The organism is Nonomuraea sp. NPDC004354, from assembly GCF_053602555.1.
Genome location: NZ_JBSGDV010000001.1, coordinates 1,000,506 through 1,017,051 on the forward strand (window position 1 = coordinate 1,000,506; position 16,546 = coordinate 1,017,051).

The following is a 16,546-nucleotide window of genomic DNA, read 5'->3' on the forward strand; positions in this document are numbered from 1 at the left end:
AGTTCTCACTATACGCGTAGCTGACAAGATGAGAAGGTGCCGAGGATCGAGTCCACCGCCGCCCGCCTGGCCAAGCTCGGCTTCGCCGACGCGGCCCGCGCCGAACGCCTGGTCGCTGAGATCGACGGGCCATGGCTGCTCGACGCCTTCGCCGCCGTCGCCGATCCCGACCTCGCCCTGCTGTCGCTGACCCGGCTCGCCGAGCGCGACCCCGCCGTGCTCGACGCGCTGCGATCGGACGAAGGACTGCGCGCGCGGCTGCTCGGCGTGCTCGGGCTCAGCGCGGCGCTGGGCGAGCACCTGATCACCCACCCCGGCCAGTGGCGTTCGCTGGCGGGGGAGCCGGCGCCGGCCAGGCCGGGAGAGGAGGAGCTGCGCGCCGCGCTGCTGCGCGCCGTCGGCGCCGACCCTGGGGCGCCCGAGCCCGGCCCGACCGCCTCCCACCAGGGCGCGAAACAGGCGCTGCAGTCCGCCTACCGGCAGCGCCTGCTGCTCCTGGCCGCCCGCGACGTCACCGGCGCCGCCTCCTTCGCCGAGGTCACCGCCGAGCTGTCCGACCTGGCCGGGGCCGCCCTCGAGGCGGGCCTGGCCGTGGCGCGGGCCGAGGTCGACTCCACCGGCGTACGGCTGGCCGTCATCGGCATGGGCAAGTGCGGCGCCCGCGAGCTCAACTACATCAGCGACGTCGACGTCGTCTTCGTGGCCGAGCCCGCCGACGGCGCCGACGAGACCAAGGCGCTGCGCACCGCCACACGCCTGGCGCAGGCGATGATGCGCGCCTGCTCCGCCCTGTGGGAGGTCGACGCGGGCCTGCGCCCCGAGGGCCGCGCGGGCCCCCTGGTGCGCACGCTCGGCAGCCACCTGGCCTACTACCAGCGGTGGGCCAAGACCTGGGAGTTCCAGGCGCTGCTCAAGGCCAGGCCCGTCGCCGGCGACACCGCCCTCGGCGCCGCCTACGTCTCCGCGGTCGACGAGCTGGTCTGGAACGCCGCCGCCAGGGAGAACTTCGTCGAGGACGTCCAGGCGATGCGCCGCCGCGTCGAGGCGCACGTCAGCGAGGAGGGCGACCGGCAGCTCAAGCTCGGCCCCGGCGGTCTGCGCGACATCGAGTTCGCCGTCCAGCTGCTGCAGCTCGTGCACGGGCGGCTCGACCCGCTGCTGCGCCGCAGGGCCACACTGCCCGCCCTGGCCGCCCTCTCCCGCGGCGGCTACGTCGGCAGGGACGACGCCAGGGGCCTGGCCGAGGCCTACACCTTCCTGCGCCAGGTCGAGCACCTGCTGCAGCTGCACCGGCTGCGCCGTACCCATGTCGTGCCCTCGGGCAGCGACGACCTGCGCAGGCTCGGCAGGGCGCTCAAGCTGGGCCCCGACCCCGCCGCCGCGTTCACCCGGCAGTGGAAGAAGCACGCGATGGAGGCGCGGCGGCTGCACGAGAAGCTGTTCTACCGGCCGCTCCTGCAGGCCGTCGCCAGGCTGCCCGACACCGAGGCACGGCTGTCCACCGCCGCGGCGACCGCCCGCCTGCAGGCGCTCGGCTACCACGACCCCGCCGGGGCGCTGCGCCACATCGCCGCGCTCACCACCGGCGTCTCCAGGCGCGCGGCCATCCAGCGCACCCTGCTGCCGGTCATGCTGGGCTGGTTCGCCGACGCCCCCGACCCCGACGCGGGCCTGCTCGGCTTCCGCCAGGTCAGCGACCGGCTCGGCACCACACCGTGGTACCTGAGGCTGCTGCGCGACGAGACCGCGGTGGCCGCCCGCATGGCGCGCGTCCTCGGCACCAGCCGCTACGCCACCGACCTGCTCACCCGCGCCCCCGAGGGCGTCGCCATGCTCGGCTCCGACGCCGACCTGCGGCCCCGTCCGGTCGCGGCGCTGCGCGCCGAGGCGGCGGCGGCCGTCTCCCGGCACACCGACGCCGAGGCCACCGTCGCCGCCGTGCGGGCGCTGCGCCGCAGGGAGCTGTTCCGTACGGCGGTCGCCGACCTGTCGGGCCTGACCGACATCGAAACGGTCGGCGTCGCTCTGTCGGAGCTGAACGACGTGACGATCCAGGCCGCGCTCGACGCCGCGCTGGCCAAGGTCCGGGCGGAGCGCAGGGGCGAGCCGCTCGGCGCGTTCGCCGTCATCGCCATGGGCCGGCTGGGCGGCATGGAGTGCTCCTACGCCAGCGACGCCGACGTCATGTTCGTCGCCGAACGCCCGGAGGCGGGCTTCGCCGTGGCCAACGAACTGCGGCGGCTGCTGTCGCTGCCCGCGCCCGACCCGCCGCTCCCGATCGACCCCGACCTGCGGCCCGAGGGCAGGCAGGGCCCGCTGGTGCGCACCCTGGCCTCCTACCGCGCCTACTACGCCCGCTGGTCCTCGCCGTGGGAGTCGCAGGCCCTGCTGCGTGCCCGCTTCTGCGCGGGCGACGCCGAGCTCGGCGCGGCGTTCGTCGAGATGATCGACGACCTGCGCCACCCGCCCGGCGGCCTGCCCCAGGAGTCCGTGCGCGAGATCCGCAGGCTGAAGGCGCGCATGGAGGCCGAGCGGCTGCCCCGCGGAGCCGACCCCACGCTGCACACCAAGCTCGGCAGGGGCGGGCTGTCGGACGTGGAGTGGGTGGCCCAGCTCCTGCAGCTCCGGCACGCCGCCACGGAGCCCGCGCTGCGCACGACCAGGACGCTCGAAGCCCTGCGCGCGGCCGCCTCCCGCGGGCTGCTCGACCCGGCCGACGCCGAGGTGCTGGCCGACAGCTGGCGCTTCGCCTCCCGCATCCGCGACGCGATCATGCTCGTGAAGGGAAGGGCGGGCGACATGGTGCCGTCCGGCGCGCACGAGCGCCGCCTGCTCGCCAGGACGCTCGGCTACCCGCCCGACGGCTCGGAGGACTTCGTCAACGACTACCGCAGGGTGACCCGCCGCGCCCGCCAGGTGGTGGAGCGCGTCTTCTACTGACGCGCCTTTCCCCGGCCTGCGTGGGTGAAAGGCGTTGCGTGCGGCGAGCCAGGCGTGTATCACGGCGTGGGGTGATCGCTTTGCTGTCTCTTTACGTCGATCTCGCGCTCGGTCTCGTGCTGTGCTTCCTGCTGCTGTCGCTCCTGGTCAGCGGCCTCAACGAGGGTTTCGTCCGGCTGCTGTCCATCCGCAGCAAGTTCCTGTGGGCCTACCTGAGGGACACCATGGACGGCGCCGACTCCTCCGGCAGGGCGTGGCTGCCCAGCAAGGTCGCCGACGTCTTCGCGAAGCTGCCGTTCACCCACGACCCCAGGCCCGAGCACAGCCAGCTGCCCGCGCCGGCCGAGGTCGCGCCGGTGCCGGCCGAGGAGAGCGCGGCGAAGGAGGCCATGACCACGCTGTTCTACCAGCGGGTCCGCGAGATCGACCATCCCAAGACCGGCAGGACCAGCATCGCCAACATCCCCCCTGAACGGTTCGCCGTCGCCATGATGGAGATGGCCTCGGCGGAGAAGGACGGCGTCGAAGGGCTGCTGGCCAAGCTCAAGGGCATCGGCAGCCCGCTCCACGGCCACCTGCAGGGCCTGTGGGAGGGCGCCCAGCGCGACCTCGACCGCTTCCGGCAGGGCGTCGAGACCTGGTTCGACGCCGAGATGCAGCGCCTGTCCATGCTGTACAAGCGCTACGTCAAGTGGGTCGTCGGCGTCCTCGGGCTGGTCGTCGTGCTGCTGTTCAGCATGGACGGCCTGGAGTACGCCAAGACGCTGCTGCGCGACAACGCCTACCGCTCGGCGGTCTCGGCGATCGCGGGAAGCGGCGCCGAGCAGATCGAACCGCTGCGCCAGGAGTGCGACACGCCGGGCAACCCCTACCTGTGCGTCACGGAGACCCTCAGCTCGCCCGCCCTGGTCAAGGTCTTCGACCACGCCATCGTCAGCGTCGTCATCCCCGAGGAGGGCGACCCGTCCCTCTCGTGGAACGGCCCGGTCTGGTGGTCGCGCCTGACCACGCTCAGTCACTGGCCCGGCTTCCTGCTCACCTACGTGGCGCTGCTGTTCGGCGCGCCCTTCTGGTGGGATCTCTTCCGCCGCATCACCGGCCTGCGCTCCCCGAAGTAAGATCAGCCCACTCCCCCCATGGTCTTCAGGGAGGAGTCCTCACATGTGGTTGATCGCCGGGATCGTCATCCTGTCGAGCGTCGCGGCGCCGGTGCCCGACGTCGCCGGCCAGGGCCTGGTGCAGGCGCTGGGCGAGCTCAGGGACGCAGGATACGAGCGCGTCAGGACCGTCGACGTCAGCGGCCGCGGGCGGGTCGTGGTCGTGCGCCGCGACTGGAAGGTCTGCGCTCAGCGGCCGACGGCCGGACAGACGCCGGACAGGCAGCGGGTGGAGCTGGCTGTGGTGAAGGCGAACGAGACCTGTCCCGTCCGCGAGAGCCCGCAGGTGGCGCCGGGGCTCATGCCCGACCTCGCGGGCAAGAGCGTCCGCGTCGCCCGCCGGTCGCTGCCCGGCCGTACGACGATCAGGATCAATGACGCCACGGGGCGCAACCGCCTCGTCTTCTGGGACACCGCCTGGCAGGTGTGCACCCAGCGGCCGGCCCCTGCCGCGCCGCTGACCGGTCCCGTCACGCTCGGCGTGGTCAAGTACGGCGAGTCCTGCCCCTGACCGCACGCCGCCGGAGGCCCGCCTCGCCGTCCCGCCGTCGGGTACGGCGAGGCGGGCACCCCGGGCGCGCGTTCACGGGCTCGTCAGCCCTGGAGTTCCGTCAAGCGCGCCCGGACCCCGGCGAGCGCCTCCAGCAGGTCCGCGTCCGCCATGCCCGCGGCGACCAGATCCTCGTACGACCCTCGAGTGCGCCGCTGGAGATGCGGGGCGCCTTTTCGTGTTCACGGCACGGTTGTCAGGCAGGCAGGTCCCAGGATGGGCCGCCCGGTTCGTCCAACCAGACGTGTTGGCGCTCTGGGGTGACCGTGAGCCCGAACGCCGACTGGTGCGGTGATCCGGCGTCCTGCCAGAGCAGGATGGCGTTCTCGACCGCGTCCCACAAGCGCAGCGGGCCGTGCTGATGAACGATCCACCCGCCGCCGGGGGCCGGCTTGGCGTCGGCCCGCGAGCCGGTGCCGACGTCCAACAGGATCGTCGTGTCGCCGACCGATGCCCGCTGAGCTGCCGGCGCGGCGAGCTGGGCGACGAACAGTGCGGCTTCACCGTCCAGGACTGCAGGGTCGATCCTGGATTCGCGGGCGTCTCCGATCCCCGTCTTGACCGGCGGCCTGGGCGGCGGCATGTGGGTTCGGGCGCGCATGAAGTACAGGTCGTCCGGCAGGAAGCGTCCGCTCGCCTCCTCGTTGTCGGTCAGGGTGAGGTGCGCGAACGCGACCCCACCCATCCAGCCCCACATGGGGGTGGTGATGGTTCCTCCGGCGCGTACCTGCCCCATCCACGCTGGGGGGATGGTCCGTACCGAGCAGGTGCCGATCAGCCGGTCGTAGTCGGCGTTGTCGGCGTAGCCGTGAAGGCCGTCACCCACCACAAGAGCCGGCGTGTATCCGGCCCCGATGATCGCCTTCCTTGCGCGCTCGGCCACGGCCGGGTCGTACTCGATCGAGGTGACCGCACCTTCGCCGAGGCGGTGGCACATCAGTGCCGTGGAGTAGCCGGTGCCGGTGCCGATCTCCAGCACCTTGTCGCCTTCGGCTATCTGGGCGGCCTCCAGCATCCGCACGACCAGACTCGGGGTCGTGGACGATGAACTGGGTGCGCCCGGCACCGCGCCCGTCGACTCTTCGGCCAGGACGCCATCGACCTGGGTCACCCATGTCGCGTCCGTGTAGACCTGGCGCAGCCAGTCCATTTCGTCCGTCTCGGCTCGGCGGGCGGCTGTCCACAGGTCGCCGCGGGCCGCGTCGCGCAGCAGGACGGCGTCGCCGACGAACAGCTCGCGGGGCACTGCCTCCAGCGCCGCGCGCCAGCCTTTGGATCCCACCGTGTCCGCCAGGGCGTGGCGAAGCTTTGCGGCTGTGTCGCTCACGACCGCCATCCTTTCAAGATCACATCAGCGAAGGCGTGCGCCATCGCGTCGGAGTCAGGCAACCAGGCCCACTGCCCGTTGGGGTTGCACTCGATGAAGGTCCATTGCCCGTCGGCGTCGAGCGCGAAGTCGAACGCCCCGAACACCAGCCCGAAGTGGTCGAGGTAGGCGTGTAGCGCATGCCTGATCGACTCGGGCACGTCGATGGGGTCGTGGGCCAGCTGCTCCCAGTCGCCGCTGCGCCAGTCGAGCGCACCGTCAGGAGTGGTGATCCTCCTGGCGAACACGCGCTGCCCGATCACCGTCACCCGCGCGTCGGCGACTTTGCGCACCTCCTGCTGGAACAGGTGGGCGGTCACTGACACCGAGTCGTCCAGGTCCTGCGGGGCGACCCGCTGCGTCCATATGGCGACGTGGCCATCTGGGGTCGATGGGGCGCCTCGGAATGACTTGTAGATGATCGGGCCGTGCTCGGTGGCGAACTTCTGCGCCTGTTCGAGGTCGTTGGTGATCAGGGTCAGCGGGATGGTCAGTCCGAGACGGGTGGCCATATGGAGTTGGGCCGGTTTGTAGTCGGCGGCGTTGATCGCCGCGGGGTGGTTGACGTAGGTCGCGCCGTGCAGGGTGCGCAGGATGCCACCGAGTCCGTGCTGTGCTTCAGCGGTGGCGAAGGCGCTTTGCTGGGCGGGCAGGTGGGCGAATCGGGTCGAGTACGGGGTGGGGCGGCGGTAGTACACCGCCCCAACCTCTGCGAGTGCGATGTCGCGACTCGCCGTACGTAGCCGGCCCGCCCACTCCTTGCGGTCATCGCCGATGAAGGCGCTGAACGTCAGCTCGGTGCCGATGTCGGCCGGATCGGTACGGACGACCTGCACCTGGCGCTCGCGCAGCGCCTCGATCACCAAGTTGGCGGTGACGTCCTCTTCCGCGGTGATGACCAGCACGGCCTGAGTTGTGGGCTGCACGGGGGTTACGAGTCGGTGGTGGAGTCGTCGGCGACGTTCGGGCTGCCGCCTGAGCCGTCGCTGCCGCCGCCCTTCGATGTGGTGACGGTGACCTTGTTGCCCATGTCCACGATGCCGCCGTCCGTGTCGCGGAAGGTCGTGATCTGCGTCTCCGGGTCGAGGTGGACCGTCTCATACAGCCGCGGGGAGTCCGGAACCGGATCGGTCATCCGGCTGAGCCCCCATGGGGCGACTGCTGTTGCTGCGATCATGCTGTCCTTCCTTCTGTTGTGCTGCGGTTGAGTGGTGGTGCAGGACGCCCTCGCCTGAGGAGGACTTCAGAAGAGAGCACTTGGGCTCCTACAGGGGGGACTTCATGCCGTGCAGCTCGACCACCTGGGCTGGGGCCAGCGCGTACGCGTGGTAGCGGACGGCATCCCAGGCGACGAAGACGATGTGTTCGGCGAGGATGGGCTGGTCGACCATGCCGTGGTGGCACGGGTCCGCCAGGAGACTTGCGCTCATGGTCGTGGTCGCCGTGTAGAAGGAAACACGGTCGGTCAGCGGGTGTGGAGGGCGTGGACCCGTGACTGTCCATGGCCAGGACGCTATGAATCGGGTTGCGCCGAGCTCAATGAAGTTGCTTCAGATTTCTTGTTGATCGGGAAGGGCCCGCTCGATCAGCATGCGTGCTGCCTCGCCGTGCACGGCCAGGGCCAGAAGGCGGTCGAACGCCTTCTCGTAGATGGAGACCTCATGGCGTTGCTGCAAGGTCAGTTCGGCGGTATACGTGGCTACCGTGACCATTCGACTGTCGTAGATGGTGAACGCGTTGTTCCGCGGCACGGTGTACGGGGCCGCGAGTGGCACGATTCCCAGGCTGATCCGTGGGACGCGAGAGGCCTCGATGAGGCGGTTGAGTTGTTCGGCCATCGTGGCGCGCTCGCCGACGGAGGTATGGAGTGCTGCCTCGCCGAGGAGGAACAGGAAGCGGCGTTGCGGGCGATCGAACGCGCGCTGGGCTTCCATGCGGGCCTGTACGCCCTCCTCAATGTCGTCTGGGATGCCGTGGAAGTCGACGACAGTCGCCAAGATCCCGCGTGCGTAGGCGGCCGTCTGGAGGAGGCCAGGGATGACTGTAGGCTCCCAGGCCCGGATGAGTGTGCTCTTCTCATAGGCGTCGATGTTGGCGCGCTGGCGGCGGCGGGTGCCGGTCTTGAGGGAGCGCCGCCAGTCCATGTACTGGGCGTCGATCGACCGGACGGCGGCAATCAGGTCTGCGATCTCGCTTGGAAAGCGGCAGGACAGGCACCACTCGCGTATGTCGTCCTCGGTCGGGACCTGCTTGCCGAGCTCGATCTTGGAGACCTTGGACGGCACCCACCTGCAGGCGGCGGCGAGCTGGCGGCCGGTCAGCCCGGCATCACGCCGTAGGTCTCGCAGGCGGACGCCGAGCGCTTGAACGGCTTGCTGGCCAAGGAGGGGCTGATTCACGGCAGATGCGCGGCGAACTCGTCCAGCGGTTGAGCGTGCTCCAGGCCCAGGTCCCGCCATCGGGCATGGCGGGAGACGACGTCTGGATCGGTGACGAGCTCGGCGCCGGTGAAAGTGTCGTCGGCGTCGTTGAAGTGCAGCCAGACCAAGCGGGAGCCGTCGAGCAGCCACGCGTCGTAGGGGCGTAGTCCCAGCTGCTCGGCTTTGTCCCGGCGCAGGTATCGGATGTCCTCGCCGGCCTCCACGCTGAGCCTGGCTACCTCGATGCCGTACCGGGTGTAGTCGGATGGCGGCACGGATACGATGCGGATCCGCTGCCAGGTCTTCCCAGCCGCGACATCACGGCTGATCTTCTCCATCCAAGACCGGTGCCAGACGTAGTCATCCGGCTCGCCGGCCCGCCACTTGCGGAACGGCTCGGCGCCCACGGTGCTGTTGTAGCGCTCGCGCAGCTCGAAGCGGAACGCGCTTGCGGTGAAGCTGGAGAGCAGGTCGCCCAGCTCGGCCTCGGACAGAAGCACGATCACCCCTGGGGGAAGTACGGCAGGAGGTCCTTGGGGATCTCGACGATGACCTCGTCGGAGGCCAGATTGATCGCATCCCCGAGCGCTTCGGGATCGATGACGACCTTCCCCTGGACGGCGATCGTGCCGCGGTCGGTCTCGTAGACGGCGGGACAGGTGCCTTGCTCGCTGTTGCTTCCGAGGAACCGCAGGCGCATGACTGCTCCTTGATCGAATTGCTCGAAGTTTCTCGACCTGTGCCGATCGTCTGTCGGCACGCCAGACGCGTCAAGGGCGTAGAACGAACGCGCCTGGGAGGAGGATGAGCACTACGCGGAACACGATTGCGGGAGCGCTGCCATCAGCCCCACCAGCGACGAACGGCCCGACACCGATGACGGTGCCGGGCCGTTCTGGTCCGGATCTGTTCCGGCTGACGTCGCTCAGCAACTACAAACAACGACAACCAACGACAAGGTTTCCTAGCTCAGCGCCCATCTTCGAGAAGGTCGTCCAGGCCGGAAACGCGCGGTCAGACGTCGTAGTACATCTCGAACTCGTGCGGGTGCGGGCGCAGCCTGATCGGGTCGACCTCGTTCTCCCGCTTGTAGGCGATCCACGTCTCGATGAGGTCGGGCGTGAACACGCCGCCCTCGAGCAGGTAGTCGTGGTCGGCCTCGAGGGCGTCGAGCACCTCGGGCAGCGAGGCGGGCACCTGCGGCACCTGGCGGGCCTCCTCGGGCGGAAGCTCGTAGAGGTCCTTGTCGACCGGCTCCGGCGGCTCGATCTTGTTGCGGATGCCGTCGATGCCGGCCATGAGCATCGCCGCGAACGCGAAGTACGGGTTGCACGACGGGTCGGGCACCCGGAACTCGATGCGCTTGGCCTTCGGGTTGGACCCGGTGATCGGGATGCGCACGCAGGCCGAGCGGTTGCGCTGCGAGTAGACCAGGTTGACGGGCGCCTCGTAGCCGGGCACGAGCCGGTGGTAGGAGTTGACCGTCGGGTTGGTGAAGGCCAGCAGCGACGGGGCGTGCCTGAGCAGGCCGCCGATGTAGTAGCGGGCGGTGTCGGACAGGCCCGCGTAGCCCACCTCGTCGTAGAACAGCGGCGAGCCGTCCTTCCACAGCGACTGGTGGCAGTGCATGCCGGAGCCGTTGTCACCGAAGATCGGCTTGGGCATGAAGGTGACCGTGTGGCCGTACTCCAGCGCCGTGCTCTTGATGACGTACTTGTAGAGCATCAGGTTGTCGGCGGTCTTCAGCAGCGTGCCGAACTTGAAGTCGATCTCGGCCTGGCCGGCGGTGCCCACCTCGTGGTGCTGCATCTCGACGTCGATGCCGCACTCGATGAGGTTGCGGACCATCTCGGAGCGCAGGTCGGTGAAGTGGTCCATCGGCGGGACGGGGAAGTAGCCGCCCTTGTAGCGGGGCTTGTAGCCGAGGTTGCCGCCCTCGGCCGCCTTGCCGGTGTTCCAGGCGCCCTCGATGGAGTCGACGTAGTAGTAGCTCGAGTGCTGGTTCGTCTCGAAGCGGACGTCGTCGAAGATGTAGAACTCGGCCTCGGGGCCGAAGTAGGCGGTGTCGGCGATGCCCGTGCCCCTGAGGTACTCCTCGGCCTTGCGGGCGACGTTGCGCGGGTCGCGGCTGTAGGCCTCACCGGTCAGCGGGTCGTGCACGAAGAAGTTGATGTTGAGCGTCTTGTGCTGACGGAACGGGTCGAGCACGGCGCTGGTGGGGTCGGGCAGCAGGAGCATGTCCGACTCGTGGATGGCCTGGAAACCGCGGATCGACGAGCCGTCGAACATGAGGCCGTCGGAGAAAACGTTGGAACTGAAGTTCTCCACAGGAAAGGTGAAGTGGTGCGTCGTTCCCGGCAGGTCGGTGAACCTGACATCGACGAACTGCACCCCTTCGTCCCCAATGAACTTCAGGACGTCGTCGGCGGAGTTAAACACTCTCGAACCTCCCGGGGCATGGGCTATCAGGCAGACCCTAGGCGTCGGCCGTTTCCGGCCCGTGTCCCGATTGTTTCGCATGTGTTAAGGGGGGCCCGGCCCGCCGCGCCGTCCGGTCCTCCCGTTTCAGGACCCTTCGGCGTGTCCCGGCCCAGGAACGAGGACGGCGGGCGGCTCCTGCCGTACGGCGGGCACGATGTCCGTCAGCAGTTCGGGCCAGGCCGCCACGAGCACCGCCGCGCCCGCGACGACGGCGACGACGATCCACACCGCGAGCCACACGCGCCGCCGTGGCCGGGTCCGCCGGGGCGAGCGCATCCCTTTGGTGGCCGCCGCGCGCATCCTGCGCCGCTCGTCCTCGCCGATCTGCGCGACGACCGCGTCGAAGCGGGCGTGTAGATCGTCCCCTGTCATCCCTTACCCCCGTTCCGCGGAAGCCGGACGGCGCCGCCCAACCGGCCCATGATGCTGGTGCGACCCCCCTGGGCAGAAGCGCGATCAGATCACGATGTACGGCTGGCGTGACCGGCCACCCCGCCGGATACCGTTGATGCATGAGCAGCAAGGAGCAGCAGCCCCGGTGGACCCAGACCTGGCTGGGCGGGGTGAGGTCCGCCGGCGTCGACCTCGGCTACCCGGGTGAGCGTCTCGGGCTGCCCGAGGAGGGCAGTGGCTCGGTGGCCAGGTTCGGCCGCCGGATCGGCGCGCTGGTCATCGACTGGCTCATCTGCACCTGGGCGATCGCCCAGGCGTTGCTGCGGGTCAACCCCGCCGAGTCGCCCTGGGTGCCGGTGGCGATCTTCGCGGTGCAGTACCTGCTGCTCGTCGGGTTCCTGGGGCAGACCTTCGGCCACCGCCTGCTGGGCATCAGGGTCGCCGCGATGGACGGCGGGCGGCCGCGGTGGTTCCCCGTGCTGGTCCGCACGATCCTGCTGTGCCTGGCCGTCCCCGCGGTGATCTTCGACCGCGACCAGCGTGGCGTCCACGACCGCGTCTCCAACACCGTGGTCGTCCGCATGTAGCGTCGGCCCGCGTCGGCCCGCGTCGGCCCGCGTCGGCCCGCGTCGCCCCGCGACACCCCGTCTCCCGCGCCGGTCACTGGGTCGCGCCGTCATGTGCGCGCCCTGCCCGGCCCGTCCCTGTGTCCTCATCGGCTTCGCCGTGCCCTTTCGTCTGAGGGCTGGATAAACGTGACAGCCGGTGGTCGTTGACCAAAAGGTGATCTGCGCGGGCGTTGACAACGTTGTCTATCCGAAGGATCTTCGGTGACAACGTTGTCAGCTTCCTCGGAGGTCCCGGCATGCGGAGAGCACACCTGGCCGCGTTGGCGAGCGCCCTGGTCCTGGCGTTACCCGGGGTGGCGCTGGCCGACCCGCCACCCTCGCCACTCCCCTCGGACGCGCCGTCCGCCACCCCCACCCCGCCCCCACCCCCGCCCGAGGTCACCCCGCCTCCGTCCGCCCGCAGGGCGCAGGTGAACCTCGCCCCCGCCGACGCGCTCTTCCACAGCTCCTTCGAACCCGGCCAGCCGCAGCCGACCTGGGTCAACACGGTCGACGAGGTCAAGGGCGCCGAAGGCGTCACCGGCGGCACGACCGGCGGCATCCCCGGCAACATCACCGACGAGGTCGTCGAGGTGAACGCCAGCGGCGAGTTCAGCGCCGCCGGTGAGGTGAAGGAGAACCTCTTCGACGGCGACGTCAACACCAAGTGGCTGGTCTTCGCCGGCACCGGCTGGGTGTCGGCGAAGCTGTCCAAGCCCATCAGGGTCGCCCGCTACGCGCTGGCCTCCGCCAACGACGCGCCCGAGCGGGACCCGCGCGACTGGGCGCTCGAAGGCTCCGTCGACGGCCGGACGTGGACCGCCGTCGACACCCGCGCGGGAGAGGTGTTCGACGCCAGGCTGAAGACCCGCGAGTTCGTGGTCGCCAACCCCGGCGCCTACCTGTACTACCGGCTGAACGTCACGCGCAACGGCTCGGGCGGCATCGTCCAGCTCGCCGAGCTGCAGCTGTCGGACGGCGACACCGCGCCCAAGCCGCCCTCCGACATGCGCAGCCTGGTCAGCGGCGGCCCGAGCGGCGGGTTCACCGCCAAGCCGCGCGCCGGCTACACGGGCCTGAAGGCGCTGCGCTACTCCGGCAGCACCACGACCGAGCGGGGCGGCCGCTCCACCAACAAACTCTTCGAGGTCGACGTCCCCGTCGGCCCCGACACCGAGCTGTCCTACAAGATCTTCCCCGAGTTCACCGGCGCCGACCTGCGCTATCCCAGCACCTACGCCGGACTCGACCTCGCCTTCTCCGACGGCACCTACCTCAGCGACCTGCAGGCCCGCGACCACCACGGCACCAGGGCCGTCGCCCGCGCCCAGGGCGAGTCGAAGACGCTCTACGCCGACCAGTGGAACAACAAGCGCGTACGGCTCGGCGAGATCGCCAAGGGCAAGCGCGTCACGCGCATCCTGGTCGCCTTCGACGCCCCGGTGGGGCCGCTGCCGTTCAAGGGCTTCGTCGACGACATCACGCTGGCCGACACCAGGGCGCAGGCCCCGTCGAGCGTCGCCGACCACGCGATCACGACCAGGGGCACCCACTCCACCGGCGGCTTCTCGCGCGGCAACACCTTCCCCGCCACCGCCGTCCCCCACGGTTTCAACTTCTGGACCCCGATGACCGGGTCCGGCACCAACTCCTGGCTGTACGAGTACCACCGCAACGGCAACCCCGACAACATCCCCACCATCCAGGCGTTCGCCGCCAGTCACGAGCCGAGCCCGTGGATGGGCGACCGGCAGTCCTTCCAGGTCATGCCGTCGCTGCTGGCCGTCCCCAACCCTGACAGGGTGGCCCGAGCCACCCCGTTCACCCACGACAGGGAGACGGCCAGGCCGTACTACTACGCGGTCGACCTGCTCAACGGCATCCGCACCGAGATCGCCCCCGCCGACCACGCGGCGGTCTTCCGCTTCACCTTCCCCGAGGAGCGGGGCAGCCTGATCTTCGACAACTACAACAACGACGGCGGCCTGACGATCGACGGGGGAGTGGTCACCGGTTTCACCGACACCCGCAGCGGGCTGTCGGCCGGCGCGACCAGGATGTTCGTCTACGCCGTCTTCGACCAGACCCCGACCGGCGGCGGCAAGCTCACCGGGGCGGGGCGCGACAACGTCACCGGCTACCTGGCCTTCGGCGCCAAGCAGGTGACCATGCGCATCGCCACCTCCTTCATCAGCGTCGCCCAGGCCAAGCGCAACCTGGAACTGGAGGCCGGCGGCTTCGAGGAGGTCAAGGCGCGGGCGAAGAAGGCGTGGGAGGACAAGCTCGGCGTCATCGAGGTGGAGGGCGCCACGGACGACCAGCTGACCACGCTCTACTCCAACCTCTACCGCCTGTTCCTGTATCCGAACTCGGGCTTCGAGAACACCCCCGAGGGCCCTCGCCACGCCAGCCCGGTGGCGCCGCGCACCGGCGCCGACACGCCCACCCAGACCGGGGCCAAGGTGGTCGCCGGCAAGATCTACGTCAACAACGGCTTCTGGGACACCTACCGGACCACCTGGCCCGCCTACACCCTGCTCAGCCCCGGTACGGCGGGCGAGCTGATCGACGGATTCGTCCAGCAGTACCGCGACGGCGGCTGGATCGCCAGGTGGTCGTCGCCCGGCTACGCCGACCTGATGGTCGGCACCAGCTCCGACGTGGCCTTCGCCGACGCCTACGTCAAGGGCGTGCGCGGCTTCGACGTCAAGGGCGCCTACGAGGCGGCGCTGAAGAACGCCACCGTCGTGCCGCCCAACGCCGCCGTCGGCCGCAAGGGCATGCAGACCTCGGTCTTCCGCGGCTACACCGCGAGGGACGAGGTGGGCGAGGCCATGTCGTGGGCCGTCGACGGCTACATCAACGACTTCGGCATCGCCGGCATGGCGCAGGCGCTCGGCCGTACGGAGGAGGCGGAGTACTTCCGGTCCAGGGCGCTCAACTACGTCACCATGTTCGACCCCGCGGTCGGCTTCTTCCAGGGTCGCGACTCCAGCGGCGCGTGGCGCTGGACGCCCTCGCAGTACGACCCGCGCGTGTGGGGCCACGACTACACCGAGACCAACGGCTGGAACATGGCCTTCCACGCCCCGCAGGACGGGGTCGGTCTCGCCGCCCTGTACGGCGGGCGCGCCGGCCTGGCCAAGAAGCTCGACGACTTCTTCGCGAGCCAGGAGACCGCGACGTTCCCCGGCTCCTACGGCGGCATCATCCACGAGATGCGCGAGGCCAGGGACGTCAGGATGGGCCAGTACGGCCACAGCAACCAGCCCTCCCACCACGTCATCTACATGTACGACTACGCGGGCCAGCCGTGGAAGGCGCAGGCCAAGGCGCGGGAGGCGCTGTCGCGGCTCTACCTCGGCAGCGAGATCGGCCAGGGCTATCCGGGCGACGAGGACAACGGCGAGATGTCGGCCTGGTACCTCTTCAGCGCGCTCGGCTTCTACCCGCTCCAGGTGGGCAGCCCGCACTACGCGGTCGGCTCGCCGCTGTTCACCAAGGCCACCGTGCACCTGCCCGGCGGCAGGAAGCTGGTCGTCAACGCGCCGGAGAACAGCGCCCGCAACGTCTACGTCCAGGGGCTCAAGGTGAACGGCAAGGCGTGGACCTCCACCTCGCTGCCGCACGACGTCCTGGCCGAGGGCGCGGTGCTCGACTTCGCCATGGGGCCCGAGCCCTCCACGTGGGGCACGCCGCTGCAGTCGATCACCCCTGAGGGGCAATCGCCGCGGCCGATGCGCGACATCCCGGTCACCGGCGGCCCCGCCGCGCTTTCGGACGACACCTCGGCCACCGCGGCGGTGTTCAGCGGCCCCGTCACGCTGACCGCGGCGGGCCGCCAGCCGGTCACCTTCTACACGCTCACCTCGGGCGCCTCCGCGGCCCCGAGGGCGTGGAAGCTGGAGGGCTCCTACGACGGCACCACCTGGAGCGTCATCGACGAGCGCAAGGAGGAGAGCTTCGCCTGGCAGAAGCAGACCAGGCCCTTCAAGATCGCAAACCCGGGCCGGTTCGGCCACTACCGCTTCACGACGTCCGGGACCGTCGCCGAGCTGGAACTGCTGGCCGTACCCGACCAGGCCTGTTCGAGGACCGTCAGCGGCACCCACCGGGGCCCGCTGGTCGTGGCCGAGGGCGTCACCTGCCTGACCGAGGACGCCACCGTCACCGGCCCCGTCACGGTACGGCAGGGCGCCGGCCTGCTGGCGAAGGACGCCACGATCGAGGGGCCGGTCACCGCGCACCAGGCCGCCGCGCTCGTCCTCACCGCTTCCTCGGTGGGCGGTCCGGTGAGCGTCTCGGGCGTGCGCGGCGAGGTGAGCCTGGAGGCGGCCGAGGTCCGCGGCCCCGTCACGCTGACCCGCAACGCCGCCCCGCTGGTCAGCGCCAGCACCGTCGGCGGCCCGCTCACCTGCGCGGGCAACGATCCGGCGATGCGCGACAACGGGCTGCCGAACGCGGTCCGAGGCCCGGTGACCTGCTGACCGCCGCGCTCCCGGCCCGGCCGGGCACCGGGAGGGCACCAGCACAGCCGCGGGGGCCCGCCCCCCCCGGCGCCGCGGGCGGCGGGGGGGGGGCGCGCGACCGGGGTAGTTCGCCGGGCCCCGGGGGTGGCGGGCCCCGAGGGG

General features: G+C 70.4%; 14 protein-coding genes. 5 read left to right on the forward strand and 9 right to left on the reverse strand.

Annotated elements, in window-relative coordinates; all coding sequences use genetic code 11:
* Nucleotides 1-36 precede the first annotated feature (36 nt).
* The 3 genes from ACWENQ_RS04650 to ACWENQ_RS04660 all read left to right on the forward strand — a co-directional run bounded on the left by ACWENQ_RS04650 (nt 37) and on the right by ACWENQ_RS04660 (nt 4,608).
* Entirely contained in the window at nt 37-2,940 is a 2,904-nt protein-coding gene (locus ACWENQ_RS04650) for a bifunctional [glutamine synthetase] adenylyltransferase/[glutamine synthetase]-adenylyl-L-tyrosine phosphorylase (protein ID WP_449916216.1), read from the forward strand.
* 71 nt (nt 2,941-3,011) lie between these two features.
* Nucleotides 3,012-4,058, forward strand: a complete 1,047-nt coding sequence (locus ACWENQ_RS04655) for a hypothetical protein (RefSeq protein ID WP_449916213.1) — start codon at nt 3,012-3,014, stop codon at nt 4,056-4,058.
* Nucleotides 4,059-4,101: 43 nt separating this feature from the next.
* Nucleotides 4,102-4,608 (forward strand): PASTA domain-containing protein, encoded by a 507-nt coding sequence (locus ACWENQ_RS04660; protein ID WP_354912889.1) that lies wholly within the window; start codon nt 4,102-4,104, stop codon nt 4,606-4,608.
* 235 nt (nt 4,609-4,843) lie between these two features.
* Here ACWENQ_RS04660 and tgmC read toward each other — a convergent pair whose 3' ends face one another.
* The 9 genes from tgmC to ACWENQ_RS04705 all read right to left on the reverse strand — a co-directional run bounded on the left by tgmC (nt 4,844) and on the right by ACWENQ_RS04705 (nt 11,286).
* Nucleotides 4,844-5,974, reverse strand: a complete 1,131-nt coding sequence (tgmC, locus tag ACWENQ_RS04665) for an ATP-grasp peptide maturase system methyltransferase (RefSeq protein ID WP_452412885.1) — start codon at nt 5,972-5,974, stop codon at nt 4,844-4,846.
* Nucleotides 5,971-6,918 (reverse strand): ATP-grasp ribosomal peptide maturase, encoded by a 948-nt coding sequence (tgmB, locus tag ACWENQ_RS04670; RefSeq protein WP_452412886.1) that lies wholly within the window; start codon nt 6,916-6,918, stop codon nt 5,971-5,973. The genes tgmC and tgmB overlap by 4 nt, the downstream gene beginning before the upstream one ends.
* Nucleotides 6,919-6,944: 26 nt before the next feature.
* On the reverse strand, nt 6,945-7,190 hold the full coding sequence (tgmA, locus tag ACWENQ_RS04675) for a putative ATP-grasp-modified RiPP (protein ID WP_449916207.1): 246 nt from the start codon (nt 7,188-7,190) through the stop codon (nt 6,945-6,947).
* Between the two features lie 88 nt (nt 7,191-7,278).
* Nucleotides 7,279-7,443 carry a hypothetical protein gene (locus ACWENQ_RS04680; protein ID WP_449916206.1) on the reverse strand — a complete coding sequence of 55 codons (165 nt, stop codon included), beginning with the start codon at nt 7,441-7,443 and terminating at the stop codon, nt 7,279-7,281.
* 120 nt (nt 7,444-7,563) lie between these two features.
* Nucleotides 7,564-8,412: a helix-turn-helix domain-containing protein gene (locus ACWENQ_RS04685; protein WP_452412887.1), complete on the reverse strand. Its 849-nt coding sequence runs from the start codon at nt 8,410-8,412 to the stop codon at nt 7,564-7,566.
* Nucleotides 8,409-8,933: a DUF6879 family protein gene (locus ACWENQ_RS04690; RefSeq protein ID WP_449916203.1), complete on the reverse strand. Its 525-nt coding sequence runs from the start codon at nt 8,931-8,933 to the stop codon at nt 8,409-8,411. Before ACWENQ_RS04690 ends, ACWENQ_RS04685 begins: the two co-directional genes overlap by 4 nt.
* A gap of 2 nt (nt 8,934-8,935) precedes the next feature.
* Nucleotides 8,936-9,133, reverse strand: a complete 198-nt coding sequence (locus tag ACWENQ_RS04695; RefSeq protein ID WP_449916200.1) for a hypothetical protein — start codon at nt 9,131-9,133, stop codon at nt 8,936-8,938.
* Between the two features lie 314 nt (nt 9,134-9,447).
* A complete protein-coding gene (gene glnA / locus ACWENQ_RS04700; RefSeq protein WP_354912885.1) occupies nt 9,448-10,872 on the reverse strand; it encodes a type I glutamate--ammonia ligase in 1,425 nt (474 codons plus the stop codon).
* Nucleotides 10,873-10,998: 126 nt separating this feature from the next.
* A complete protein-coding gene (locus ACWENQ_RS04705; RefSeq protein ID WP_452412888.1) occupies nt 10,999-11,286 on the reverse strand; it encodes a hypothetical protein in 288 nt (95 codons plus the stop codon).
* A 140-nt stretch (nt 11,287-11,426) separates the two neighbouring features.
* Here ACWENQ_RS04705 and ACWENQ_RS04710 point away from each other — a divergent pair, with 140 nt between their 5' ends.
* The gene (locus ACWENQ_RS04710; RefSeq protein ID WP_449916195.1) at nt 11,427-11,894 is read left to right on the forward strand and encodes an RDD family protein; all 468 of its coding nucleotides are present in this window, start codon (nt 11,427-11,429) and stop codon (nt 11,892-11,894) included.
* Nucleotides 11,895-12,172: 278 nt separating this feature from the next.
* Nucleotides 12,173-16,402: a GH92 family glycosyl hydrolase gene (locus tag ACWENQ_RS04715; protein WP_452412889.1), complete on the forward strand. Its 4,230-nt coding sequence runs from the start codon at nt 12,173-12,175 to the stop codon at nt 16,400-16,402.
* Nucleotides 16,403-16,546 lie beyond the last annotated feature (144 nt).

Excerpts from the sequence above, each read along its gene's own strand:
- ACWENQ_RS04660 (WP_354912889.1), top strand. The coding sequence starts at position 4,102 with ATGTGGTTGATCGCCGGGATCGTCATCCTGTCGAGCGTCGCGGCGCCG.
- tgmA (WP_449916207.1), bottom strand. The coding sequence starts at position 7,190 with ATGATCGCAGCAACAGCAGTCGCCCCATGGGGGCTCAGCCGGATGACC.
- ACWENQ_RS04680 (WP_449916206.1), bottom strand. The coding sequence starts at position 7,443 with ATGAGCGCAAGTCTCCTGGCGGACCCGTGCCACCACGGCATGGTCGAC.
- ACWENQ_RS04695 (WP_449916200.1), bottom strand. The coding sequence starts at position 9,133 with ATGCGCCTGCGGTTCCTCGGAAGCAACAGCGAGCAAGGCACCTGTCCC.
- ACWENQ_RS04705 (WP_452412888.1), bottom strand. The coding sequence starts at position 11,286 with ATGACAGGGGACGATCTACACGCCCGCTTCGACGCGGTCGTCGCGCAG.
- ACWENQ_RS04710 (WP_449916195.1), top strand. The coding sequence starts at position 11,427 with ATGAGCAGCAAGGAGCAGCAGCCCCGGTGGACCCAGACCTGGCTGGGC.
- ACWENQ_RS04715 (WP_452412889.1), top strand. The coding sequence starts at position 12,173 with ATGCGGAGAGCACACCTGGCCGCGTTGGCGAGCGCCCTGGTCCTGGCG.